The sequence below is a fragment of the Ulvibacterium marinum genome, from assembly GCF_003626755.1.
Taxonomy (GTDB): Bacteria; Bacteroidota; Bacteroidia; order Flavobacteriales; family Flavobacteriaceae; genus Ulvibacterium; species Ulvibacterium marinum.
This window is the reverse complement of sequence record NZ_RBCJ01000001.1, coordinates 432,789-457,712: the sequence shown is the minus strand read 5'-3', so window position 1 is coordinate 457,712 and position 24,924 is coordinate 432,789. Positions and strand designations below refer to the sequence as shown.

The 24,924-nt window shown below is 42.4% G+C and carries 21 protein-coding genes; 14 read left to right on the top strand and 7 right to left on the bottom strand.

Features of this window, described 5'->3' with window-relative positions:
• Positions 1–9: 9 nt before the first annotated feature.
• From D7Z94_RS02020 to D7Z94_RS02010, 3 genes are read right to left on the bottom strand one after another with little or no spacing between them, the layout of a single operon-like run.
• Complete coding sequence (locus tag D7Z94_RS02020) at positions 10–321, bottom strand: hypothetical protein (protein ID WP_120709832.1); 312 nt, start codon at positions 319–321, stop codon at positions 10–12.
• Entirely contained in the window at positions 318–1,658 is a 1,341-nt protein-coding gene (locus tag D7Z94_RS02015) for a PepSY-associated TM helix domain-containing protein (RefSeq protein WP_120709831.1), read from the bottom strand. Before D7Z94_RS02015 ends, D7Z94_RS02020 begins: the two co-directional genes overlap by 4 nt.
• 6 nt (positions 1,659–1,664) lie before the next feature.
• Positions 1,665–4,124, bottom strand: a complete 2,460-nt coding sequence (locus tag D7Z94_RS02010; RefSeq protein ID WP_120709830.1) for a TonB-dependent receptor — start codon at positions 4,122–4,124, stop codon at positions 1,665–1,667.
• Between the two features lie 233 nt (positions 4,125–4,357).
• Here D7Z94_RS02010 and D7Z94_RS02005 point away from each other — a divergent pair, with 233 nt between their 5' ends.
• Both D7Z94_RS02005 and D7Z94_RS02000 read left to right on the top strand, forming a co-directional pair.
• A complete protein-coding gene (locus D7Z94_RS02005) occupies positions 4,358–5,254 on the top strand; it encodes a LytR/AlgR family response regulator transcription factor (RefSeq protein WP_120709829.1) in 897 nt (298 codons plus the stop codon).
• A gap of 95 nt (positions 5,255–5,349) precedes the next feature.
• On the top strand, positions 5,350–6,471 hold the full coding sequence (locus D7Z94_RS02000; RefSeq protein ID WP_211341737.1) for an acyltransferase family protein: 1,122 nt from the start codon (positions 5,350–5,352) through the stop codon (positions 6,469–6,471).
• Here D7Z94_RS02000 and D7Z94_RS01995 read toward each other — a convergent pair.
• The 3 genes from D7Z94_RS01995 to ggt all read right to left on the bottom strand — a co-directional run bounded on the left by D7Z94_RS01995 (position 6,463) and on the right by ggt (position 9,539).
• Positions 6,463–7,386: an aldo/keto reductase gene (locus D7Z94_RS01995; protein WP_120709828.1), complete on the bottom strand. Its 924-nt coding sequence runs from the start codon at positions 7,384–7,386 to the stop codon at positions 6,463–6,465. The two genes, D7Z94_RS02000 and D7Z94_RS01995, sit on opposite strands and share 9 nt — an antisense overlap.
• A gap of 101 nt (positions 7,387–7,487) precedes the next feature.
• Positions 7,488–7,754 carry a hypothetical protein gene (locus tag D7Z94_RS01990; RefSeq protein WP_120709827.1) on the bottom strand — a complete coding sequence of 89 codons (267 nt, stop codon included), beginning with the start codon at positions 7,752–7,754 and terminating at the stop codon, positions 7,488–7,490.
• A gap of 87 nt (positions 7,755–7,841) precedes the next feature.
• Positions 7,842–9,539 carry a gamma-glutamyltransferase gene (gene ggt / locus D7Z94_RS01985; RefSeq protein ID WP_120709826.1) on the bottom strand — a complete coding sequence of 566 codons (1,698 nt, stop codon included), beginning with the start codon at positions 9,537–9,539 and terminating at the stop codon, positions 7,842–7,844.
• Between the two features lie 907 nt (positions 9,540–10,446).
• Here ggt and D7Z94_RS01975 point away from each other — a divergent pair.
• From D7Z94_RS01975 to D7Z94_RS01940, 8 genes are all read left to right on the top strand, one after another.
• Positions 10,447–10,950, top strand: a complete 504-nt coding sequence (locus tag D7Z94_RS01975) for a hypothetical protein (protein WP_120709824.1) — start codon at positions 10,447–10,449, stop codon at positions 10,948–10,950.
• 13 nt (positions 10,951–10,963) lie between these two features.
• Complete coding sequence (locus D7Z94_RS01970; protein WP_120709823.1) at positions 10,964–11,608, top strand: hypothetical protein; 645 nt, start codon at positions 10,964–10,966, stop codon at positions 11,606–11,608.
• Complete coding sequence (locus D7Z94_RS01965) at positions 11,578–12,342, top strand: sensor histidine kinase (protein WP_120709822.1); 765 nt, start codon at positions 11,578–11,580, stop codon at positions 12,340–12,342. The genes D7Z94_RS01970 and D7Z94_RS01965 overlap by 31 nt, the downstream gene beginning before the upstream one ends.
• Before the next feature lie 216 nt (positions 12,343–12,558).
• Complete coding sequence (locus tag D7Z94_RS01960) at positions 12,559–13,194, top strand: response regulator transcription factor (protein WP_120709821.1); 636 nt, start codon at positions 12,559–12,561, stop codon at positions 13,192–13,194.
• A gap of 125 nt (positions 13,195–13,319) precedes the next feature.
• A complete protein-coding gene (locus tag D7Z94_RS01955) occupies positions 13,320–16,406 on the top strand; it encodes a WD40/YVTN/BNR-like repeat-containing protein (RefSeq protein ID WP_394347413.1) in 3,087 nt (1,028 codons plus the stop codon).
• A gap of 5 nt (positions 16,407–16,411) precedes the next feature.
• Positions 16,412–18,169: an arylsulfatase gene (locus D7Z94_RS01950; RefSeq protein WP_120709819.1), complete on the top strand. Its 1,758-nt coding sequence runs from the start codon at positions 16,412–16,414 to the stop codon at positions 18,167–18,169.
• Between the two features lie 88 nt (positions 18,170–18,257).
• Positions 18,258–18,809: a CopD family protein gene (locus D7Z94_RS01945; protein WP_120709818.1), complete on the top strand. Its 552-nt coding sequence runs from the start codon at positions 18,258–18,260 to the stop codon at positions 18,807–18,809.
• 163 nt (positions 18,810–18,972) lie between these two features.
• Entirely contained in the window at positions 18,973–20,385 is a 1,413-nt protein-coding gene (locus D7Z94_RS01940; protein ID WP_120709817.1) for a sensor histidine kinase, read from the top strand.
• Positions 20,386–20,406: 21 nt separating this feature from the next.
• On the opposite strand, the gene D7Z94_RS01935 is transcribed toward D7Z94_RS01940, so the two are convergent.
• Positions 20,407–20,853: a DUF6174 domain-containing protein gene (locus D7Z94_RS01935; RefSeq protein WP_120709816.1), complete on the bottom strand. Its 447-nt coding sequence runs from the start codon at positions 20,851–20,853 to the stop codon at positions 20,407–20,409.
• A 90-nt stretch (positions 20,854–20,943) separates the two neighbouring features.
• On the opposite strand from D7Z94_RS01935, the gene D7Z94_RS01930 reads away from it, so the two are divergent.
• The 4 genes from D7Z94_RS01930 to D7Z94_RS01915 all read left to right on the top strand — a co-directional run bounded on the left by D7Z94_RS01930 (position 20,944) and on the right by D7Z94_RS01915 (position 24,905).
• Positions 20,944–21,726 (top strand): enoyl-CoA hydratase/isomerase family protein, encoded by a 783-nt coding sequence (locus D7Z94_RS01930; protein ID WP_120709815.1) that lies wholly within the window; start codon positions 20,944–20,946, stop codon positions 21,724–21,726.
• 20 nt (positions 21,727–21,746) lie between these two features.
• Positions 21,747–23,309 (top strand): hypothetical protein, encoded by a 1,563-nt coding sequence (locus D7Z94_RS01925; protein ID WP_120709814.1) that lies wholly within the window; start codon positions 21,747–21,749, stop codon positions 23,307–23,309.
• Positions 23,310–23,405: 96 nt separating this feature from the next.
• Positions 23,406–24,482, top strand: coding sequence for a PA0069 family radical SAM protein (locus D7Z94_RS01920; RefSeq protein ID WP_120710839.1), 1,077 nt, complete (start codon positions 23,406–23,408; stop codon positions 24,480–24,482).
• Between the two features lie 75 nt (positions 24,483–24,557).
• A complete protein-coding gene (locus tag D7Z94_RS01915; RefSeq protein ID WP_120709813.1) occupies positions 24,558–24,905 on the top strand; it encodes a YciI family protein in 348 nt (115 codons plus the stop codon).
• Positions 24,906–24,924 lie beyond the last annotated feature (19 nt).

Below are 24,924 nucleotides of genomic sequence, written 5' to 3'. Positions count from 1 at the left end.
GATTCTCACTTAAGAGAAAATAAAAAAATATCCAAGGAGGTTAATGAAGATTAAAAAGGTCATTGCCACAATTCCCTTCCTAAAAAAAAGGGCCATGAGTTCAATACCCTTAATAGTTAATAGCAGACGCATTGCGTTTCGTGATGATGCGATATAGGCTTTTTTCATTTCAACATCAGGATTGTAAAAGGAAGCTTCAGTGGCATTTTGGGAAACTAACCGCCATTCATTATAAAAGTACAGGATAAGTACTGCATTCAACAATACTAAGGCCAAAACCATTGGGATAGCAACATATTGATTTAAGGAAGCCCGTTTCATACTTGCAAAGGCTTTTTGGAAAATCGGGAACGAACCCAGAGAAATAAGGCTTTCAGTAGAAGAAATGCCAAAAGACCATAAAACAGGATTATAACCACTAAAGAGGGAACACCAATACCCCAGATAACACTCATAACCCCAACGACAACACAGAAGGCAACAATTCCAAATACCCACCGGTATAATAGGGGGCGAAGTTCAATAAACGAAGGCTTTCCCGTTCTTTTTTTCTCGGTTCTCTTTAAATAAATGATAAATCCGCTTAGGGCCAAAAAACCGGAGGTAAGGGCAAGAAAAGCATAGAATATCTTCAACCAAATACCGCCAAAATCACCAAAATGAAATGACTCCTGGACAAAGAACAATTTTCCCCCAAAGTCGTCCTCACTAATATTGTACTTCAACAAAGTGTTTAAATTTACTTTGTCCAATACCAATTTATTGCTTAACCGTTCGTAGGCCTGTTCTGGGACATCACCAACAATTTCTATGGTCCGCGCACCGTCCCGGGAAGGACGCACGGTTTTTGGAATCAATTGGGGAAAGATAGAAGATGATTTCTTCAGGGCTTGATCAAAATTGACCGTCATCGCCAAATCTTCCTTCGAGGTCAATGGCTTCTCCGTTCGCTTGTACATATTGGGTCGCTCTATGGAGAAGGCTTTCTGCAGTTGATTTTGAAGGCCCAACCAGGTTCCTGTAATGGCAATCATCAGATTAAACGCCAATGCCAGGACACCTATAAACTTGTGCAGGTCAGCCTGACGCATCCTTAGGTTTTTGCCCCGGATTTCACCCAAAGATTGCTTTTTCATAAATCGCCCATAAATCAAAAAACCTGTAATCGTGGAAATTAAAAGGGCCAGGCCGGCCAAACCGACGATTTGCCGCCCCCAAAAGGCTTCATAAAATCGCACATGGATGTTGCGCAAGTAATAGTTGAAGGTTTTGTAGTAATTGCGTTCCCCAAGGATTTCACCCGTATACGGATTTACGAAAACTTCCCAGAATACTGGAAAAATCCGGGGCGCACTTTTGGCCATTAACCGTAGATTGTAGGTTCCCGTGGCTTCTGTTGGAATATATACCTCAAAAAGTTCCTTATCTGGATGGGCCTTGGTCACTGCGGCGGCAATATCGTTTAGGGCCATCTTGGTCGATTCTTTTTCTACTACGTACAATGAAGGATTCAAGGCTTCATCGATTTCCATGCGAAAGAGGGCCGCCGCTCCCGTTAGGCTCAAAAAGGCGATGACAACCCCGGCATACAGTCCAACCCAACTATGGATGCGCCATAACAGGTTTTTTTTAGTGGAACGGGATTTTCTTTGGCTCATGCCTCTTTAGAATGTATAGGATACCGTAGTCATCACGTTTCGAGGCGCACCTGGGAAGGCTCTGATAAAATCGTAGCCACCTACCCAATGAGTTTTGTCAAAGATGTTATTGATATTCAGTTGAATCTGAAATTTGTCCAATTGATAATACAGTGCGGCATCGAACAATTCGTAACCTGGAAATAGTGGAGGTTCCGGGGTACGTACAATAGATCCGAACCGCTCGGTAACAAAATTGGCGCCCAATCCAAAACCGACACCTTTAAAAGCGCCCCGGTCTATGACGTATTTGCTCCAAATGTTTCCGGTATGTCTTGGGGCATTGGGTTTTTGACGTCCAATTTCGCTGGGGTCATCACTCTCGGTTATGGTCGCTTCATTAAAGGAATAACTGGCTACTAAACTCCAATTGGGTGCAATTTTTCCGGCCAGGTCAAATTCCACTCCTTTGGATTCCTCTTCTCCGATCTGTATTAACAAATCGGGCCGGGTAGGGTCATTGGCATTATATAATTCTCCCTGTTGGGTTAAATAATATAGAGCCATAGAAGCGCTCAATCGACCATTAAACCAATCGGTTTTGGCACCGAACTCTATCAATTCACTGGTTAGGGCATCAAAAGGTCCCCCGGCATTGGGGTCTGCTATAACGCTTGCTGTTTGGGGCTGATAACCCTCAACATAAGTACCATAAAGATTGATGTTATCGTTTAAGGAATAAACCAGTCCCACGCGGGGCAAAAGGACATCCTGCTCTATTTTTTCCTCTTCATCGGTCTTGAAGTTGAGGTCGTCTATGTAATATTCTTGGCGTAGGCCCAACAATAATTTGAAATCGCCCCAATTGGCCTGATTTTGAATATAGATACCATGGGAGCTCAACCGACTCGTGGGGAACTGGTTGGTAGCATAGGTGTAGTCCGCAAAATTTCGGATTTGATTGGCCGTGGGATCGGTCAGGTCAAAGTGGGGTACATTGGGCACTGGATTACCATCCTCATCCAGCACAAAGGCATCGGCATTGTCGGGGTCAAAGCTATTGGCGGTTCCCGAACCGTCGGCCAAAAGGTAACCTCGTGCCTGCAATTGGGATCCCCCCGGCTCTAAAAGTTGCTGAAAATAATCGTATCCCACCAACAGTTGGTTGCTTACCTCGCCGATATCAAAGTTGTAGTTGAAATAATTGTTGAAGTTGTCGTTGTTCCATTTGCGTTGGCGAATAAATACCCGCATTTCCACCTTTTGGGGATCTAGTGTTCCATCCCCCAAACTGGCAAAGGTATTGGCCGTTCTATGTTCCTGTAGATCTTCACGATAGCTACTTCGCATATAGATGCTATTAAAACTGAGTCTATCCGAAAATTCGTGGCGTAAGGAAAGGGTGGCGTTGATACTCTCCTCCTTTAGGAAATCGTTAGCAGCGTTCAATGCTTTGGTGATGGGTACGGAGAAAAGATCCCCGTCCCCGAAAACGGCCTGACCCCGATCCAAGCGTCCTTCGGAACCTTGGTAAACGATGTCCACGTTCAATCGTGTTTTGTCCGAAGGCAGGAAGGAAAAGGAAGGGGCCACTACCAAGTTCTTGTCGAACTGCAGATCCCTAAAATTGCCAGAATTCTCATAGCCCAGATTAATGCGATATAACAACTTACCATCTTCGGTCATACGGCCGGTAAAATCGCCTAGTGTACGGAAGGTATTAAAACTTCCCACGGTGGCCGTAATGGACTGCCGTTCCTCATCCAGTGGTTTCTTGGTCACTCGATTAATGGTACCTCCGGGAGAGGCATTCCCGAACAAAGCCGATGCCGGACCTTTAATCACTTCTACCCGTTCTATATGGGGAATTAACTGCTGTTTCCAAAAGCTGGTAAAAGCTCGCATCCCATTGACCAAATTTCCGGATGTCCGTTGGCCGGATACCCGAAACCCGCGTATGGTGATATCGTTGTAAAATGAAAATTGATTGACCCCACTGATGTTTTTTACCACATCGTTTACCCGAAAGGCTGCCTGATCTAAGGCCAATTCCTTGGTTACATAACTAATGGCCTGGGGAACGTCCCGTAACAAGGTAGCAGATTTGGTTCCGATAAAAGAAGAGGTATTCTTGTAACCGGTCTCCTTTCTACCGATAATCTCCACGGACTGTAATTGATTTACATTTTCCTCAAGTGTGAAATCTAAAGTGGTCGTTTGCTCTGGAACTACGGTTACGGGTTTTTCCAAAGTGCTAAAACCGATACTACTGGCGATTATTATCTGTTCGCCAGTGGGAACATTGTCCAGAACATAGCGACCTTTGGCGTCCGATGCGATGCCTAAGCTTGTGTTTTCTATTCGAATATTTACAAAGGCGATGGGCTGGTCATTGCCATCCAAAATGGTTCCTGCGACCGTTCCAGTTTGAGCTTTACTACTTAATACGGCAAAAAGAAAGAGAAGGAGAATTGGTGTGGTTTTCATATTATTTTTAATTAGATTAATTCTAAATAGAGAACAAATATAGAAGCCCATTTTGTTTTGGACAAGTCTTTTAAGTGATTTTTTGTAAAGTTATATGGCCCTAAAGGTGTTAAAATGAGAAAGGGGGTTGAGTGAGGATGATGGACTTCGATAACCATTTTTGAAACAGCTATCTTTAAAGACTTGAGGCGTAACTTTTAACGCGCCTCTTCGTATAAAACCACATTTGGAACATGTCGTTTAGAAATACACTAAAATCGATATCTGGTTTTTTTGCACAACCTTATCCTTTCTATTATCAAGGAAAGGACTTGTCCATAGTGGTTTTTACGATTTTTGTGCTCGTCGTTTTCTTCAACTTTTTTGTGGAGCCATTTAATGTAAATCGGGATGAGCACATTATGCACTATTTTTGGATTTCGGTTATTCATTCCCTAGTTCCTATTCTAGTTTTGCTTTTACTTGTTGGGCCCTTACTTTATAGGAATGTATGGATTGATTCATGGAGCGTAAAAAAGGAAACTTTTTTGCTCCTAAGCTTTTTTCTTTTTACCGGTATTGGGCAATTTTTAATTCGGGACCTTATTTATGACAACCCTAACAACTGGTCATGGGGTTATTTTTTTGAAGAAATTCGAAACACCTTTATCGTAGGTACCCTTTTGATGCTCATCTTAATCCCTCTAAACTTCAATCGTCTGTATCTCCGGAACCAAAGAAGAGCTGCCCAGTTTCAGGAAAAACCCAGATCGGTTTTGGACACTAAAAAAAGAGAAGGTCTTACTTCGATTTTTATCAAGACACAACTTAAAAGTGATGATTTTGAACTTTATCCGGACGAGTTCATCTATGCGCGATCGGATAAGAATTATCTGGAGATTTTCTTCAGGAAAGAAGAAAAGTTGCTGAAACAGGTGAAACGCATGACCATAAAGGAGCTAGATGTGCAGCTGTCCCGTTTTTCCTTTATTACTAGAACACACCGTTCCTATCTGGTAAATCTTCACCAAGTAGCTAAAGTTTCCGGGAATGCCCAGGGATACCGTTTGGAGCTAAAGGATGTTCCCGATATCGTCCCCGTATCCCGTACAACGATTCATCGTTTTGAACAGCAACTGCAAAAAGTTTAAAGGGAGTTTGTTGTCCGTAACAAAAACTTGTCGTTCGTCCCAGGACAATTTTGCGCCTTTTGGGAAACCTTACTTTTGGCACAAAACGAACAATTATGATACGACGGTACGACTTGGATTGGCTGAGGGTTGGGGTCTTTGCCCTCCTCATTTTTTATCATGTGGGGATGTTTTTTGTCCCCTGGGGATGGCATATAAAGAACAATGTCATGTATGAATGGCCTACCTATCCTATGCTGTTCATAAATCAATGGCGTTTGCCCATCCTATTTATAATTTCGGGAATGGGAACCTATTATGCGCTGGGCAAACGTTCGGGGAAACAGTTTGCCTCGGAACGAATCCGAAGGTTATATATTCCCTTGGCTTTCGGAATGTTATTGATTGTGCCTCCGCAAGTATACTTGGAGCGTGTGGTCAACGGACAGTTTGCCGGGAGCTTTTTTGCATTCTGGCCACGACATGCCTTTACTTGGATCTATCCGGAAGGGAACCTAAGCTGGCATCACCTCTGGTTCCTGCCCTATTTATTGGTCTACTCCCTAATTTTATTACCTATATTCCTCAAATTACGGAACACTCCACACAACGGACTGCTCCTATGGGTACAAAAAAGGATAAAAAAACCATTTGGTCTTTTTTTGTTTCTGCCACCGCTTTATTTGGCCGAGGCCTTTATGGAACCTTTCTTTCCGGTTACCCATGCCTTGGTAGATGACTGGTTTACCTTTGTGAACTATCTGTTGTTTTTCTTTTTTGGCTTTGTGTTGATTTCGGTTCAGGAAGTTTTTTGGAACACTGTGGAGCGGCATAGAAGATACTATTTATTTTGTGGGATTCTAGGGTTTTCGGTATGGTTGTGTATCCGATTGCTGTTGGAGGATACAACGTTGGTTCACTTTACGGAAGCTTTTGTAAAGGTCTTTAATCTATGGTCTTGGATTTTGGTCCTTTTTGGATATGCGGCTACCTATCTCAACAAAAGAAGCAAGCTACTTTCCTATTGCAATCAGGCTGTATATCCATTTTACATACTACATCAGACCCTAACCATTATCATCGGGTATTATGTAATGGATGTATCCTGGTCCCTATTTACAAAAATCATAGTAATGAGCGTAGGGACTTTCGGTGGCTGTTGGGTGCTCTATGAATTCCTGATCCGAAAATGGAAAGTAACCCGACTGCTATTCGGTCTTAAACCTAAATTACAATGATTTTAAATAGGACACCATTTTCTCCCTACCGGAGGTATCGGGAAGGGCCCCATAACCGGCCATCATATTATCGATGACATGATGGGGTTTGGAGGTGCCGGGAATGGCACAGGTAATCGCTTCATGGGAAAGTATGAATTTTAGAAAGTATTGCCCCCAGCTTTTAATATCATAGTCCAAACTCCACTCGGGTAACGATTGTCCTTTAACTTTTCGAAAGAGCGAACCACTGTCATAAGGCTGATTAATGATGACTGCGGTCTTATTTTGTTGACAGGTAATCAAGAGCGACTTTTCTGCATGGCGCGACAGGATGGAATAATTGAACTGTACAAAATCCGGTTTTTCCTGACGGATAATCTTTTCCAAGGTTCCATGGGCGGAATCTACATAATGCGTCAATCCCCAATACCGAATTTTTCCGGTTTCCTTCCAGGCCCGTAGTGTCTTTACGTGGGTTTGCCAATCCACTAGGTTATGGATCTGCATCAGATCCATCGTGGAACGCCGCATTTTTTTAAGGGAACCGTTCATTTGATCAATGCCGGCCTGCTTGCCCGAAGTCCAGACCTTGGTAGCATAGAAAAAGGAGTTTTGACTGTCCAACGAAGCCGATACCTTACCCACGGTGGCTTCCGAACTCCCATACATGGGCGAGGAGTCAATGACCTTACCCCCCAGTTTGTGCATTTCTAAGAGTACCTGCCGCCTTACCTTCAGCGCTTCAGAAGAATTCCCCACATCGAAAGTGAGCCAGGTACCCAACCCAACAATGGGTAATTTTTCCTCGGAACTGGGAATAGCCCTTTGGCGTATACTTTCCTCTAGCGAGAATGAAAATAGGGAAGGTAAAGTGGTCAGACCCAATCCGGCAAGGCTTGAGAGTTTCAAAATTTCCCGTCTGGAATAGTTCATTACGAATGGCTTTTTGAAAGATGAACCTCAAAGTAGAACATTCTTAGCAAAGCTTATGTTAAGGGATTGTGAATTGATGAAATTATCCAAGAATCCAATAATCAAGATGTTGCCCACCACCAAAGGCAATACAGAATAAAAGCGGTGACACTGATGGCCAAAAACCATACGGTACGTGCTTCGCGCTTGTAATCCTTGATTTTTTGACGGATGCGCTTCATATCCTGATCTGTAGACGCTTTAAGATTAAGTTTGGTCACACCTTCTTGCCCGAATACATCTCCCTTATCGCGAAGCTTGCGTTTTTTTAGAAGATTTCGATTGTTTTTTAAACTTGTGATAGCCCCTGCGATGCCTCCTCCTGCCATGATCTTGTAGTGTTAATTTAACTATAGGTAGTAGAAATGAAGGCTTTGTTACAAAAAAGCGAAGATCTGGTATAGGCACAAATAACTTCAATACCCCGCCGCCTGCCCATCCTTACGGCTTTCAGAGGCTCCGTGATATACTTGGTTTTCGACATCCCATAAAATAGCCTGATAACCACCATAGGCACCGCGCGTAAAGCCTACTTTATGCCTTTTGTCCATTAATCCGCGAACCGTAGTATAGGGAATGCCAGATTCCACACGAACCTGTCCCGTACCCTCAGGAGTTTCTCCTGTAGGACTGTTCCCTCCGGTATGGTCCCAACGCGGTGCATCCCCGGCTTCCTGTAAATTCATGCCGAAATCGATGAGGTTCATAACAATTTGGGAATGGCCTTGGGGCTGAAAGTCACCACCCATAACCCCAAAACTCACATAGGGTTGGCCATCCTTGGTGATAAATGCAGGAATAATGGTGTGAAAGGGTCGTTTCCCAGGTTCATAGGTGTTGGCCTGTCCACGCTTTAGGCTAAAGAGTTCTCCTCTGTCTTGCAGCATAAAACCGAGTTTAGGGGGTACCATTCCGGAACCCATACCCCTATAGTTGCTTTGGATCAATGAGATCATCGTTCCATTCTTGTCGGCAACGGTCATATAGATGGTCTCCCCGGCACTAATTTCTCCGGCCTCATAGCGATTTGCCCGTTCACCAATCAATTTTCTTCGCTCCTCGGCATAGGTGTCGGACAGCAATTCAGCCACAGGGACGTTTACGAAATCCATATCCGCATAGTATTTGGCTCGATCCTCGAAAGCTAATTTTTTGGCCTCTGTAAACAAATGCAAATGTTCCGTACTTCCAAATTCGATATTGGAGAAATCGTATCCTTCTAAGATTTGTAGCATTTGCAGTGCGGCAATACCTTGGCCATTGGGCGGTAGTTCCCACACATCGTATCCCCGGTAATTCACGGAAACGGGTTCCACCCATTCCGATTTATGGGAAGCCAAATCTTTTTTGGAAAGAAAACCACCTTGCTCCTGAATAAAGTTGGCAATGGTCTTGGCCATTTCTCCTTTGTAAAAGGCATCGCGTCCACCTTCCGCAATTTTTCGGTAGGTATTGGCGAGATAAGGATTTTTATAGATTTCTCCTTCATTAGAAAGTCGCCCGCCATTTTGCACCATATAGGTATCCTCAATATTCGGGAACCCTTGCGATTCATAATATGGGATGGAGCGTTGCATGTAAAAGGCGATCAGTTCCGTGAGCGGAAACCCTTTTTCGGCATAGTCAATCGCCGGGGCCAAAAGCTCGGTCATAGGCTTGGACCCGAATTTCCCATGTAGCTCGAACCAACCGTCCACAGCCCCGGGAACACTTACCGGTAAGGGCCCTAAAGCCGGAATTTTCTCCAGGCCTTCTTTTTCAAAATAATCCAAGGTGAGATTTTTAGGGGAACGGCCACTGGCATTGAGGCCATAGAGTTTCTGGGTCTTGCCGTCCCAAACAATAGCGAAAAGGTCACCCCCGACACCACATCCCGTGGGTTCCATAAGTCCCAATGCGGCATTGGCCGCAATGGCAGCATCTATGGCATTGCCCCCTTTTTTAAGGATATCCAGGCCAATTTGGGTCGCTAGGGGATGGCTGGTGGCCACCATACCGTTTTGTGCCAAAACTTCAGAACGAGTCGCAAAGGGTTGGCCGGTTACCCTATCTTGGGCGTAGTTTATGTTGAAAATGGTTAGAAGTGTAAAAACGGAAAGTAAAGAAGTTCTCATTCTAGCAATTTTTTTGAGTCGCTCTAAAGTACAAAAAGTTGCATTGGAATTCATTGTAAAAACAAGCAATGGAATTGAATGAAGAAACAGCCGGCATCGTTATCTTGGATATTCACAAGAAAAAACGATTTCTTAATAAATTATAGAATAGTTTTTTGCAATCTAAATTGCTTGAATCTCGGTGTTATCTTCTCCGAAGAATAGGTTGAGAAAGCTTCGGATGGCACCAAAAATGCGTTAACATTTTTGGCGAAGTTTCGAAGCCGATTTTGCAAAGCAAAAATTCCTGCGGAGAAGTGCTCATTTCTTTGGTTCGTTTCTTTGGGCAAACAAAGAAATGAACAAGAAAAACAAAAAGGGCAAATAGCTCATTCTGGCAAATGACGTCCTCAAAGAAAAGCGATCAGGCTTAAATTACTGGAAAATTCCCAAATGCGAATGGTGCAATCCCCTTTCCAAGTCCAAAATCCACCTGATTTTTAGAGGGGTATTTACCCCTTTTTCCACCGTTTCCCGACCCGTTTTCCTGTAGTCCTAAAATTATAACTAATTGATATACAAACAAATAAAATTGTTTTAATAGTGCAGTTGTGTCTTCCTTGCTTTTTTTGGATGTTTTTCTCCACTACATTAGCCTTGAATTTAAAAGCAACACGACATGGAAGCGACATTGGATGAAAAATTACTTCAAAAAATTCACTACGGATTGATCATTGCAGTAGCTATTATTGGAATCATTTTAATTTGTGCCAGTATCTTTACCCAACTCTAATGGTAGGAAGAAATACATGCCTCCAAAAGAATTCTACGTATCTTTAAGAGACCAAGTTCTATCCAAGCATCTTAAGAATTGGATTTTGGGTAGGCGATTAATCTAAATAACATACTAAACTTTAAAACCCCGTATATGGAAACGAACAGAAATACTAGAATCTTAATTGGAATCTTGATTTTGATCATTATTGGTCTATTACTCAACAATTGTAAAGATCGCCCTTCTTCAAAGGAGGTACCGCCCCCCTCGCAGACTATTAGTATGGAACAGGCAAGAACTTTACAAAGGGAATTTGTCGGCACTCGGAGTGATATTATCAACAAAACCCTAGGGTTTGAGGATACCCGGGATTTTTGGTTCTCCCTAGATAGCCTGGAGCAGTATATCCGCTATGTAAGAAGTGAGAGCACAAAGCAAGGTCTTGAGGATTTGGGATTACGCATCTATTATGCCGCCTACCCCGAGGAAAGTAAAGAGAAATGGCCCGATCCTGGCTTTTCTACGGTCATTATTGTTCCAACTTATGGCAAACCCGATTTAAGTAATGGCTTTTTCCCATCTCCACCGGTACAGCGAAATTCCAATGTAAGATCCTATAATTATGCTGGAGGAGGGAAACCTCCAAAAGATTTATAGTGAATTGAATTAGATGAGTATTTCGTATCTCACCTATGTTATCGTCTTGCTGGAGCTATTATCGGCGATATTTGCCATAATAAACTATAAAAGTTATAAAGATTCCAAGGAAAAGTATTTTCTGTATTTTTTGAGTTTTACCTTTCTAGCAGATTTTACAGGAAGTCTTTTAGGCGATTTTTTTGGTGTAAACAGCTATTGGCTATACAATCTGTATATGGTAATCAGCTTTTTGTTTTTCTATTATTGGTATGGCTCGATTTTGAATGAAGTAAAGCACAGGACCGTTGTCGGACTTTTTACCATTATATTTTTAGGGGTTGCCATTTGGAATTTTGTTTTTGAAAGCTGGGAATTGTATCATAAATATACCTTTGTGGCTGGAGCGTTTTTCACCTTAGTTTGTGCTATATTCCATTTTTGGCAATTATTAAACAGTGATGAAGTTTTGGAAGTGAAGTATAAACTGAGTTTCTGGATATCCACCGGACTACTACTCTTCAATATGGGAATGATACCGTTTATGCTGTTGTCCGAATATTTTGATTTCAGTAGCAATGCCTATTATATTTTTATTATCATTGGCCTGAATCTTATCCTTTACGGATGTTATAGCATTGGATTTTTATGGACCAAGGAGAAGTACAATCGTTCCTGATCGTTTTTTCCGCGATTGCCTTGAGTTTGGCGGTGACGGTGGTCATTCTCTTTGTCCTCTTTCAAAAGCGAAAAAACCGGCTTTTAAAGCAACAAGCACGGGATAAAGAAACTTTTGAAAAGGAACTCTCCGAGACCCAGATAGAGATTCGCGAAGAGACTTTGCGCAACATCAGCTGGGAACTTCACGATAATATCGGCCAATTGATGACCTTGGCCAAGATTCAGGTCCAAATGGAAGGGAGTAAAACCCCCCAATTGGAAGAAGCCACGGAAACCATGGGCAAGGCCATTCAGGAGCTACGAGCCCTTTCCAAGCTTATTAATCCAGAGGCGCTAAAAAGTCTTTCCCTAGCTGAAGCGGTGCAATTGGAAATGGACCGCTTTAACCGAATGCAGTTCTTAAAGGCTTCGTTAGAGGTAAAAGGAGATTCTAAACCCATTGACCCCAAAGAGGAAATCATATTATTTCGCATTTTGCAGGAGTTTTTTTCAAATACGGTTAAGCATTCCAAGGCCTCCGAACTTCAGGTCTTGCTCAACTATACGGATAGCTCCTTGGCGATTACTGCAAAGGACAATGGCATTGGTTTTAAGCAGAAAACGGATGCTGATTCCGGTATTGGCTTAAAAAATATGCGCAATCGGGCCAAGCTTGTCAAAGCCCATTTGGAACTTTTCTCAGAAAAAAACGAGGGCACCCAATTGAAGATGACGTATAATTTTGTAGATTGAACGTTCTTGCGAAAGACGATAGTCCTAGCAAGTTGCGCCCAACCTTTCCTTTGAACGTGTTCGTCCAAAATTGGACTATTTTGGTAGGTTGGAGATTGTTAGTATGAACTCCAAACTAATGGGTTTACCAAGACATACAAAAATTCCCCTTGAACGTTTTAGGTTTTTTTTGCCTGAGCGAAGCGGTGGTAGCTCCATTTCCAAAAAGCTGATCAAATGACCTACTCCGTAGTCATTGTGGACGACCATACCCTACTTTCACAGGCCATTGCTGGACTCGTGGATAGTTTTGGCAAATTCAAAGTACTGTACAACTGCAAAAACGGACAGGAATTACTGAATCGTTTTACAAGCCCCAAAAACATACCGGACCTTGTGTTGATGGACATTAACATGCCCATACTCAATGGTATTGAAACCACACAAATCCTAAAAACCGATTTTCCACAAGCAAAAGTATTGGCACTCTCCATTGAGGAAGACGAAGGAACCATCCTAAAAATGCTTCGTGCCGGTGCTCGAGGCTATCTGATGAAAGATACCAAACGTGAGATTTTGGAAGAAGCCCTTTTGAATATTGCCCAGAAAGGCTACTACCATACCAATACGGTAACCCAAATCTTGGTAGGTACCTTGGAGAAAAAGGAACCCATTGTGGACCTAAAGGACCGGGAATTGGAATTTTTGCGATTGGCCTGTTCGGAGATGACCTATAGGGAAATTGCGGACGCCATGCACTTAAGCCCTAAAACCATTGAGGGTTATCGAGATGCGCTCCATGAAAAGCTGCATATTAAAAACAGGATTGGGCTAGTACTTTATGCCATCCGAAATAAGATTTTTGAACCTTAATAGCAGATGCATCTTCAATAGTTTTGAACCATTTTTATTTCTACTTTTAAAGGGACTAATTAGAACTCTTAAGAATGAAAACTTTCCGCTTTTATATGAGCGTGGGAATGCTCGTTATCTTTCTGATGCCATTTTCTTTTACGGCTCAGAGAAGAAAAAAATCTGATCAACCAACAATTCAATTTCCTGAAGAACTCTATTCCAGTTTATCGTACCGTTTAATTGGCCCTTTTCGTGGAGGCCGATCCACAGCGGTAACTGGAGTGCCGGGCAAACCCAACCTCTTTTATTTTGGAGCAACGGGCGGAGGTGTCTGGAAGACTGTGAACGGTGGTCGTACTTGGGAAAATATCTCGGATGGATATTTCGGAGGAAGCATTGGAGCGGTGGAAGTGGCCCAAAGCGACCCTAATGTCATATACGTTGGAGGTGGGGAAAAGACCCTTCGGGGTAATGTTTCTTCGGGTTATGGGGTTTGGAAGACCGAGGATGCAGGAAAGACTTGGAAATCGGTAGGGCTGGAAAAAAGTCGACATATACCCCGGATTCGTATCCATCCCCAAAATCCTGATATCGTCTATGCTGCCGTACTCGGTAATATTTATAAACCCACTCAAGATCGTGGTATTTACAAAAGTACGGATGGTGGGGAGACTTGGAAAAAAACACTTTTTGTAAATGATCAGTCAGGAGCTGTGGACCTCACCTTGGATCCAAACAACCCAAGAATAGTATATGCCTCAACATGGCGCGCCAAACGAACTCCTTATAGTTTAAGCAGTGGAGGAGATGGTTCGGCCCTATGGAAAAGCACGGATAGTGGGGAAACCTGGTCAGAAATTTCTAAAAACAAAGGTTTTCCCAAAGATACTTTGGGCATTATAGGGGTGACGGTTTCAACCAAAAATTCCGAACGGGTCTGGGCCATTGTGGAGCAAAAGGAAAAAGGAGGTCTGTACCGGAGTGATGACGCCGGCACTACTTGGCAACAAGTAAACGATGAACGCAAATTGCGCCAACGTGCCTGGTACTATACTCGCGTCTATGCCGATACCGAGGATGAGGATGTGGTTTATGTATTGAACGTTCGCTATCACAAGTCCACCGATGGGGGTAAAACTTTTAACACCTTCAACGCCCCTCATGGGGATCACCATGATCTGTGGATAGCCCCAGAAAATTCCAAACGAATGATTATCGGGGATGATGGCGGCGCCCAGGTTTCTTATGATGGTGGGGATACTTGGAGCACGTATTACAACCAACCTACTGCACAGTTTTATCGGGTAACTACGGACAATGCATTTCCCTACCGGATTTATGTGGCGCAACAGGACAATTCCACCATTCGCATTAACCATAGAAGTGATGGAAATACCATTGGAGAGGAGGATTGGGAAGAGACGGCCGGCGGCGAAAGCGCGCATATTGCCGTGGATCCGACCAATAACGATATTGTATATGGAGGAAGCTATGGAGGATTTTTAACAAGAGTAAACCATGATAAGGGCACGACACGAGGAATTAATGTTTGGCCGGACAATCCCATGGGCTATGGAGCAGAGGGAATGAAATACCGCTTTCAATGGAACTTTCCCATTATTTTCAGCAAGCACGACCCCAAAAAGCTATATACGTTTTCCAATCATGTACATAGAAGTACTAATGAAGGTCAAAGTTGGGAGTTGTTGAGTGATGACCTTACACGAAACGATTCCTCAAAATTGGTCAGTAGCGGAGGGCCGATTACCCAGGACAATACCGGGGTGGAATATTATTGTACCCTGTTTGCCGCCAATGAAAGCCCCTTAAAGGAGGGCTTGCTTTGGGTAGGCAGCGATGACGGATTGATTCATGTTACCCAAGATGAAGGAGAAACCTGGGAAAATGTAACCCCTGTTGGTATGCCGGAATGGACCATGGTAAATAGTATTGAACCATCGGCTTTTGAAGAAGGTACCTGTTACGTGGCAGGTACGCGCTATAAGTTGGGGGATTTTCAGCCATATCTCTATAAAACCACGGATTACGGAAAGACCTGGAAAAAAATAACGAACGGTATGGACAATGAGCATTTTACACGTGTGCTCCGGGAAGACCCAAAAAGAAAGGGCTTACTATATGCCGGTACTGAAACCGGCATGTACATTTCCTTTGATGATGGCGCTAATTGGCAACCGTTTCAACTCAACCTCCCTGTTGTGCCCATTACGGATTTGACGATAAAGGACAACAATCTTATTGTTGCCACCCAAGGCCGTAGCTTGTGGATTATAGATGACTTAACGGTGCTCCATCAATTGCAGGATGGTATTAAAAACAAGGCGGCATACCTATTTAAACCTAAGGACAGTTATCGGACCAATGGCGGTACTACTGAGAAGCCTTCCCTTACGGAGGGTGAAAATCATCCCAATGGGGTTGTCACTCACTTTTATATAAAAGACTTGGTGGAAAAAGATAGTGTGCAGCTAACCTATTTGAATAGTGCTGGAGACACCTTGGCAGTATTTAAAAATTCAGCAAAAGGGAAAGATGAAAAACTGGAAATCAAGAAAGGGGGAAATACCCATGTTTGGGATACCAAGGGCAAAGGAGCCAAGAAACTGGAGGGTATGGTCTTGTGGTGGGCCAATCTTGATGGACCGAAAGCCGTTCCCGGAACTTATAAAGTATCTTTGAGTATCAATGGTTCGGAACAGTTACAGCCGTTTACGATATTGCCCGATCCTCGAGCGGAGGTTTCGGCAACCGATATGCAAAAGCAATATGATTTTGTAAGTGATATAAACGCCAATGTAAACAAGGCCCATGAATCTATTAAGAAAATCCGAAAGATCAATGAACAGTTGGAAGCCTTTTCAAAACAATACGAGGACAATCCCAAAACAAAGGAACTTGTGGAAAAAGCCAAGGCCATGATAGAGAAATTCGGGGAAGTGGAAAAGGCCTTATATCAAACGAAAAACCGTAGTGCCCAGGATCCGTTGAATTTCCCAATTAGATTGACCAACAAATTGGGGCATTTGAACAGTTTGGTTACTTTGGACGATTTTCCACCTACGGACCAGGACATTGCCGTGAAAAATGAATTAACGGCTAAGATTAATGCGCAACTTAAAAGTTTCGATACCTTGATAACCCAGGAAATCGAAACTTTCAATTCAGCATTCAATAGTTTGCAATTGGATTATTTATTTGTAGAAGACTAAGGATTATGAAAAAACCAACGGGGCTTTTATTGCTTTTTATCGTAACTCATTTTTTGCCTATCCTATCCGCGGCACAGCAAGGGGAAAAGCCCAATGTGATTCTGATTATTACCGATGACCAAGGCTATGGGGATTTTGGGATTACGGGTAATCCACATGTTCAGACCCCTACCTTGGATGCTTTTGCCAAGGAAAGTGTTCGCTTCGCCAACTTTTACGTTTCCCCGGTTTGTGCACCGACCCGAGCCAGTTTAATGACAGGGAGATATTCCTTACGAACTGGAATAAGGGATACGTATAACGGAGGAGCCATTATGGCCTCCAATGAAGTTACCATTGCGGAGATGCTGAAACAGGCCAACTACCGAACTGGGATTTTCGGGAAATGGCATTTGGGGGATAACTATCCCAGCAGGCCACAGGACCAGGGCTTTGATGAATCCGTTATCCATCTGGCTGGCGGTATGGGTCAAGTAGGAGATTTTACAACCTACTTCAACGGTGATAGGAGTTACTTTGATCCTATTCTATGGCATAACGGAAAACAGGAGGCGTATACTGGCTATTGCAGTGATATTTTTACGAATCAGGCCATCCGTTTTATAGAAGAGAACAAATCTGATCCTTTCTTCTGCTATCTTTCCTTTAATGCCCCCCATACCCCTTTGCAGGTCCCACAAGAATACTATGATAGGTATAAGGACATTGACCCTTCTTCAGGATTTGAAAATGATGACCGACCTTTTATGGAGATGACTGAAAAGGACAAGGAAGACGCACGAAAAGTGTATGCTATGGTCAGTAATATTGATGATAACTTGACCAAGTTATTTCAAAAATTGAAAAAATTAAGGCTCGAAAAGAATACCCTCGTTATTTTTATGACCGATAATGGTCCCCAACAAGTGCGCTATGTGGCCGGAATGAAAGGTAGAAAGGGTAGTGTTTACCGAGGTGGGGTAAGGGTACCTTTTTATCTCAGGTATCCTCAAGAAATAAAGGGAAATCAGGACATTGAAACCACTACTGCTCATATTGATGTGCTTCCGACACTTGCGGAGATTTGCGGTTTGGAAATACCCAAGAACAGAAAGCTGGATGGGAGAAGCCTTTTGCCCTTGATTCAGAAAAAGGCAAATTGGCCGAAACGCTCCCTCTTTTTCTACTGGACTCGAAAATATCCCGTACGGTATATTAATATGGCTTTGCAGCAAGGGCCTTATAAATTGGTAGCTCAGACGAATTTCAATGCTTCGGCCCAGGATTTTGAGCTGTATCATATTTTGAATGATCCCTATGAGCAAAATAACTTGGCTATGGAAAAAACGGACATGGCACAGCTGCTTAAAGATAAGATGGACGAAACCTATGAGGAACTTATCAATTCAGAAAATCTACTGAACCCACCGCCTATTGTAGTGGGAACCCAGAATGAGAACCCCATTTTTTTGAACAGGAACGATGCCAGTGGGGAGCGGGGTATCTGGAATCAGGAAGAAGTTTTTGGAAAATGGAACGTGGTATTGAAAGAGGGCAGATATAATATCAAATTTAAGTTTGTAGAACCCATTAAAAAAGGGGGTAAAATGTTTTTGGAGACGGGCTCCTTGATCAATTCCATTAAAAACAGCACAGATAATACGGATAGTATTGAAATGACGGGCGTACCCCTACCGGATATGGAATGCGATCTGATTCCTTTTTATGCCATTGATGGCAAGCGTATTTTTCCATTTTGGGTAGAAATGGAACGAATCCCATAGAAATAGTATGCCCATTATTTTACTAGCGTAAAAACTGATATATCTAAATCCCTAAATTTGAGTCTGAAACTTTAAAGCCTGATTCACCATGTCCGAATACTACAACTATATCAAGGCCCTTCACCTTATCTTTGTGGTTACTTGGTTTGCAGGGCTATTTTATATTCCTCGCTTGTTCATCTATCATATTGAAGCTTCCCTAAAACCATCTCCTGAAAAGGAAATACTGGGTCATCAATTAAAATTAATGACCAAACGGCTATGGTTTATCATAACCTGGCCCTCTGCCGTGCTCTGTACCTTGTTTGCAATTTGGTTGCTAGTAATAATGCCAGGCTGGTTGGAACAAGGCTGGATGCATATAAAACTTGTCTTTGTTCTGCTATTGTTTGTGTACCATCTTAAATGCCATCAGATTTTTAAGCAATTGCAAAGGGATGAAGTAAAATACACCTCCAAATTTATGCGCATTTGGAACGAAGGTGCCACTTTAATTCTTTTTGCAGTGGTTTTTTTAGCTATTTTAAAGAGTACTTTTAGTTGGGTATTTGGGTTGGTGGGCATTTTGGGTCTGGGGATTCTTCTTATGTTGGGTATTAAGCTGTATAAGAGGATACGGGACAAGAATCCGAATGCATAGCAAAGCCTCAAAGTATAAACTTCAGAATAATCCTTTTGGAATTTACCCTTTTTGGAAATTTGAAATTTTGGCAAAGCCAGCTTGGTGCGATATTTGCTAACTTTGTCTAAACGCGGTATCTGTGTTCAAAAAACTCTCCCTCAGATCAAGAATCTTTGTGGCCATGATTCTCTTGGTAGTCATTCCATCCGGATTAATTACCGCGGTGGCCATCTTTCAATATAGGGAACAACGGAAAGATTATCACAAGGTGAGGCTTGCCCGTAAGGAAGGGCAGATCAAGCAAAGTGTAAACTACACCCTTCAGAATACCACCTATCCTATCACGACTGGGAATTTAGGATTGATTTTTAAGGAAGACATCTATCAGATAGCGGACGTCCAGAACCAAAATTTTAATATTTACGATCTGTCCGGCGAATTGATCAAAAGCTCACGGCCCAAGTTTGTGGTAGATTCTGTGGCTATGTGCCTAGATGTTGTGGTATTGGACAAGCTTATTGAGAGTGTTGACAAGCGCTACATAGAGGAAAACTCGGCTGCAGGGGATGATTATCAATCCTCATATACCTATATCACCGACCTTAAGTTTAAGCCTATCGGAATATTGAATTTGCCGTATTTTGAGGACAACTCTTTTTACGACAACGAACTACAGGAGTTCTTAATGCGTTTGGGCGGGGTATACCTGCTCATGCTCATCACTGCGATTGGATTTGCCTATTTTGTCTCCAAGTATACAACCCGTTCCTTGGAGACTATTTCGGATATGCTGGGCAGAACGGATTTAAACAAAAGAAACGAGAAAATTTTAATCGATGATCCAAGTGAGGAAATTGAAAAATTGGTGACATCGTACAATGCGATGATCGATGAACTGGAGCACAGCGCTGCCAAGTTGGCCCGGAGCGAACGCGAACAGGCTTGGCGTGAGATGGCCAAACAGGTAGCCCATGAAATTAAGAATCCTCTAACTCCAATGCGATTGAGCGTACAAAGTTTTCAGCGTAAGTTTGATCCCAAAGATCCGGACATGGAAAACAAGATCAACGAGTTCTCAAAGACCTTGATTCAACAAATAGATACCATGAGCAGCATTGCATCAGCATTTTCAAACTTTGCCAAGATGCCTGCACAGCAGAACGAGACGCTAAACGTGGTAGCCATTGTGAAGCTCGCCCTTGATATTTTTAATGAGGATTACATCCATTTCATTTCAAACGAGGAGAAAATCATTGCCAAATTAGACCGTACCCAGTTGATTCGCGTGGTCACCAATCTGGTTAAAAATGCCATACAGGCCCTTCCGGATGTTGAGACGCCACGTATTCTGGTCTCCGTATCTTCGGAGGGAGATTCAGTAAAGATTTCGGTAGCGGACAATGGGATAGGCATATCGGACAGTTTCCGTGAAAAGATTTTTGAACCAAAATTCACCACAAAAACAAGCGGTATGGGCCTTGGCCTGGGGATGGTCAAAAACATAGTCGAAACCTATAACGGAAACATCGATTTTACCTCACAGCCTGGTAAGGGCACGGTATTTACTGTACGATTTCCAAAGGAACAGGCTTAAATTAGCGTTATCCCGAGGGTATCAATTTGGTGAAAAGTTACTATAGGCAAAAGTGATTTCATCATCGGCAACTCCCTTTTTGGAATCAATGGAAATTTCGGTAGGATATCCGTATTTTGAATTATAGGTCACTTCAAAGGAATCCACATTGTTTGTGTCAAAATTTTGGATAAATTCAAATGCTTCCTCTATAAATCGGGATCTTTCAAAAGTATCTGCATAAGGTTGATAGTCTACATAGGGCTCTGAAACAATAACGGTATCCTTCACACCATCTTGAACAAAGATTTGCCATTCCAGCCCAGCGCAGAAACACAAATGCTTTTCCTGTATGCTATAATTCTTTATATCCTGACGTTGCCACTTTTGACGATTCAGTTCCAATGCGTTTTGAACCGAAGCATCACCCGAATCACATGACAGTATCAAAAAAACAGTTAAAATCGAAATCAAACTTCTAATGAACATAGCATTTCTTTAGGATAAGATACTAAATTTGAAACACGGTTGCGTCGGTGGCCACATAGAGTTGAAACGAAACTTATCTGCAAGTAAACCATGAAATACAAAAACATCCTAGTAGAAGAACAAGAACCCATAGCGGTTGTTACCATCAATCGCCCCAAAAAATTAAATGCGCTTAATCAGGAAACCATACGGGAACTGCACAACGCCTTTAAAAATCTGGATGCGGAAAAGGAAATAAAGGTAATTATCCTAACGGGAAGTGGGGAAAAGGCATTTGTGGCAGGGGCGGATATTTTGGAATTTGCCGATTTTACCGTAAAGGAAGGAAACAATCTGGCCGCGAAGGGCCAGGAACTGTTGTTCAATTTTGTCGAAAATCTTTCTACCCCTGTTATCGCTGCTGTCAATGGTTTTGCTCTAGGTGGTGGCTTGGAATTGGCTTTGGCCTGTCATTTTAGGGTCGCTAGCCACAATGCCAGGATGGGCCTTCCCGAAGTTTCATTGGGACTGATTCCAGGTTATGGGGGAACCCAACGCCTACCGCAACTGGTCGGCAAAGGACGGGCCATGGAGATGATTATGACCGCTGGAATGATAGATGTGGAGCGGGCTGTGGAGTTTGGCCTGGTCAATCATGTGGTCTCCCAAGAAGAGCTTTTGTCCCATTGTAAAAAACTGGCCGACAAAATAGCGAATAACTCATCCGTTGCCATATCCCATGCAATAAAAGCGGTAAATGCCAGTTTTAAGAATACTATTAATGGATATGCCGTTGAAATTGAGGCCTTTGGTACATGTTTCGGAACTGCCGATTTTGAAGAAGGAACCTCGGCTTTTTTGGAAAAGCGCAAGGCCAATTTCCCAGGAGACTAAAATATGCTTAAATCCTACTTATGACTAAAAGAAAAGGACTTTCCCTATACTTTTTCCTATTATTCGCTCTGACTATTATAGCGCAGGAAATCCCTATACAACATGTATTGGGAGAAAAATATAACGACCGGTATAAGTATTCGAACCTTTTAACTATCGCCAAGGATGGTGAGGGAGGCTCGGTATTGGTACGTTCCTATTATCAAGGTATTGTGCTTAGACCTAAAGGATATTTTGTGGAACGCTATGATGAGAACCTCCAATTGGTTTCAGAGTATAATTATAAGCTCAAAAATGCCAATTTTGTAGATGGTTATGTACGTAACGGCCAGGTATACCTTCTATTCCTGGATTATAACTATACAACGCAAGCGTACGATTATACGATCCACCGAAGCCCGATTTCCGAATACAACTTTACTACGGAGACCTTACTTTCCATTCCTTCCAAGGAGGTTAGAAATCCATTGGACAAAAACTATTATAATCGAAACTTTTCCTCAGGATTTACTACTTCGGTACTTTTTGATCAGGCTAAATCTGGTTTTGCGATTACAACACATTTTAAAAAAGGAAAAAACAATAAACATTTCATCTATGTTTTTAATGCCAAGTTGGAAAAATTAATAGAGCACGATTTTTCGGCCGAGGTTGAGGAAAAAAATTACGCTTTTGAGAATGTTGCATTTTCCAAGAATATGGACAAGGCTTTTTTGATTGGGAAATCCTATTTTAAGAAACGAAGGTTCAACGCCTTGGAGCGAAAGTTTCAATACGAACTCGTTCAGGTTTCCCGTGAAGGTGGAAAAACACAGACTTTTGATTCCCCTGGAAAGTTTTCGGAAGGTTTAATACCGCTTGTAGCTGGAGACAAGATTTTATGTGTGGGGTTTTATGCAGACCGTAAGAACAATCGCTATAACGGGTTGGCATACTTTGAACTTGTATCCGGAAGCCTACAGCTTGTATCCAAAAAATACAATCCTTTTTCAGAACAATTTATGATGGACAAGTTTGGGCGCGATGATGACAAGGAAATAAAGAACCTTGTTTTCAAGAATGCTACGATAAACCCGGACGGTTCAATACTCTTCGATGCGGAAGAGTATTTTATGACCTCTAGTGTTCAAGCCAATTCAAGTGGGGGGCGGGTAAAAATTGAACGCTTTCACCATAATGACATCGTCAGTGCCAAGTTAGATGCCAACGGAGATGTTCTCTGGACCAGAAATATCAACAAGTCGGAAGTTACCCAAGGTGACGGAGCATATGCCTCCTATAGTTCCTACGTACATAAGGGCGACACCTATTTTTTCTTAAGTACCTCTTCGGAGAATCCGCAGCTGTTGAGTGGGGAACGTCTTTTGTTCAAACAAGGCCTTAGCCGTAACCGAAATGTATTTGTCATTAAATTGGATACAAATGGGCATATCAGCTATGAAAAATTAATTGATGATAAGGAAGCCCGTTTGCCCTTAATGGTATCCAAACCCCTTATCAACAAATCGGATGATGCCTTACTTTTCTATGCCAAAAGAGGTTCCAAAAAGCAACTCGCCAAGGTTTCCATTGAAGGACGTTGATCAGCAATTACCTTATCCACACTTTCTGTTAATTAACAAATTTGTTGTTTTTTATATTTGGATTTAATCCATAAATTTGGAATAAATCCAATAAATTTGAAAGAAGAAGATTACATCAAAGGCCGAGGGGCTCAGCAAAACGTCCCCAACAGATTTCTTAAACATATTTACGAAACCCGGGATGATTTTCTGGAATTCTGTCGTATTGAGGGAGAGGAGGCGGACAAAAACAAGACCCAATACATTCCCATATTTCCCAAAACCATTGTGAACAAGGTAACCAGTCCGGATGTGGGAATGCTATATTCCATGAATCCCTATCAAGGTTGTGAGCATGGTTGCATTTATTGCTATGCCCGTAATTCCCATGAATTTTGGGGCTATGGCGCCGGACTCGATTTTGAACGTAAGATTCTAATCAAGGAAGATGCCCCAAAACTGCTCGAGGCCAAACTGAAGCATAAAAACTGGAAGGCAGAAACCATAGTGATGTCTGGCAATACAGATTGCTATCAACCCGCTGAGAAAAAGTTCAAGATAACCAGAGGCTGTTTGGAAGTGTTCTTGAAGTACAGGCATCCCGTTGGTATGATTACCAAAAATGCTTTAATTTTAAGGGATTTGGATATCCTTTCGGAACTTGCAAAAGACCACTTGGTAGCAATAAATGTTTCCATAACTTCTCTTTCTGAGGAGACAAGAAGAATTTTGGAACCTAGAACCGCCACAATTAAAAGAAGACTGGACACTATAAAGACCTTGTCCGAAAACAATATTCCGGTAAACGCTATGTTGGCCCCGATTATCCCGGGTATCAATAGCCACGAAATCATGAATTTGGCCAAAGCGGTCGCAGACCATGGCGCGCTGTCCTTTGCCTTTACCGTAGTGCGTCTTAATGGAGCGATTGGGCAAATATTTACGGATTGGATAAAAAAAGCGTTACCGGATAGGGCGGAAAAAGTATTGCACCAGATCCAAGAATGCCATAGCGGAACGTTAAACGATAGTCGATTTGGAATACGAAGTAGAGGTGAAGGTAAAATAGCCACCCAGATCCATGATTTGGTGCGCTTGGCAAGACGCACTTATTTTAAGGATAAACCGCCTTTTCCTAAATTGAACAAAGAACTACATGAACGGTATAAGAAAGGACAGATGAAATTGTTTTAGAAATTTTTTAAGTTTTTGTCCAATTCCTTTGGGCGAAATACGTCTTTAGCATATAATAATCTTTAAAAAACAATCATGAGTAATTTTTTATTTTTATTTAGAGGAGGAAATCGGGCAAGAATGGAGGAATCGCCTGAGGCCATGCAAGAGCATATGCAAAAATGGGGCGCTTGGATGGGCGGATTAAAGGAAAAAGGTCAGTTGGTGGATGGTCTACCTTTGGCCAAGGAGGGAAATGTGGTTCACAAGGCCGGAGAGGTTATAACCGATGGTCCTTTTGCCGAAGGAGCAGAAGTTGTAGGAGGCTATCTCATTGTTTCCGCGGACAACCAAAATGAAGCTGTTGAAATTTCCAAGGGATGTCCCATTTTTGAGCACGATGGAAATGTAGAGATTCGCGAGATTATGTCCATGGATATGTGATTCTGAAATAAGTCTATCA

Bases quoted from the DNA above. Each gene is read 5' to 3' on its own strand.
- D7Z94_RS02005 (WP_120709829.1), top strand. From the start codon at position 4,358: ATGTCGTTTAGAAATACACTAAAATCGATATCTGGTTTTTTTGCACAA.
- D7Z94_RS02000 (WP_211341737.1), top strand. From the start codon at position 5,350: ATGATACGACGGTACGACTTGGATTGGCTGAGGGTTGGGGTCTTTGCC.
- D7Z94_RS01955 (WP_394347413.1), top strand. From the start codon at position 13,320: ATGCCATTTTCTTTTACGGCTCAGAGAAGAAAAAAATCTGATCAACCA.
- D7Z94_RS01945 (WP_120709818.1), top strand. From the start codon at position 18,258: ATGTCCGAATACTACAACTATATCAAGGCCCTTCACCTTATCTTTGTG.
- D7Z94_RS01925 (WP_120709814.1), top strand. From the start codon at position 21,747: ATGACTAAAAGAAAAGGACTTTCCCTATACTTTTTCCTATTATTCGCT.
- D7Z94_RS01950 (WP_120709819.1), top strand. From the start codon at position 16,412: ATGAAAAAACCAACGGGGCTTTTATTGCTTTTTATCGTAACTCATTTT.
- D7Z94_RS01935 (WP_120709816.1), bottom strand. From the start codon at position 20,853: ATGTTCATTAGAAGTTTGATTTCGATTTTAACTGTTTTTTTGATACTG.
- D7Z94_RS02020 (WP_120709832.1), bottom strand. From the start codon at position 321: ATGAAACGGGCTTCCTTAAATCAATATGTTGCTATCCCAATGGTTTTG.
- D7Z94_RS01990 (WP_120709827.1), bottom strand. From the start codon at position 7,754: ATGGCAGGAGGAGGCATCGCAGGGGCTATCACAAGTTTAAAAAACAAT.
- D7Z94_RS01915 (WP_120709813.1), top strand. From the start codon at position 24,558: ATGAGTAATTTTTTATTTTTATTTAGAGGAGGAAATCGGGCAAGAATG.
- D7Z94_RS01975 (WP_120709824.1), top strand. From the start codon at position 10,447: ATGGAAACGAACAGAAATACTAGAATCTTAATTGGAATCTTGATTTTG.
- D7Z94_RS01965 (WP_120709822.1), top strand. From the start codon at position 11,578: ATGGACCAAGGAGAAGTACAATCGTTCCTGATCGTTTTTTCCGCGATT.
- ggt (WP_120709826.1), bottom strand. From the start codon at position 9,539: ATGAGAACTTCTTTACTTTCCGTTTTTACACTTCTAACCATTTTCAAC.
- D7Z94_RS01930 (WP_120709815.1), top strand. From the start codon at position 20,944: ATGAAATACAAAAACATCCTAGTAGAAGAACAAGAACCCATAGCGGTT.
- D7Z94_RS01970 (WP_120709823.1), top strand. From the start codon at position 10,964: ATGAGTATTTCGTATCTCACCTATGTTATCGTCTTGCTGGAGCTATTA.
- D7Z94_RS02015 (WP_120709831.1), bottom strand. From the start codon at position 1,658: ATGAGCCAAAGAAAATCCCGTTCCACTAAAAAAAACCTGTTATGGCGC.
- D7Z94_RS01960 (WP_120709821.1), top strand. From the start codon at position 12,559: ATGACCTACTCCGTAGTCATTGTGGACGACCATACCCTACTTTCACAG.
- D7Z94_RS01995 (WP_120709828.1), bottom strand. From the start codon at position 7,386: ATGAACTATTCCAGACGGGAAATTTTGAAACTCTCAAGCCTTGCCGGA.
- D7Z94_RS01940 (WP_120709817.1), top strand. From the start codon at position 18,973: ATGATTCTCTTGGTAGTCATTCCATCCGGATTAATTACCGCGGTGGCC.
- D7Z94_RS02010 (WP_120709830.1), bottom strand. From the start codon at position 4,124: ATGAAAACCACACCAATTCTCCTTCTCTTTCTTTTTGCCGTATTAAGT.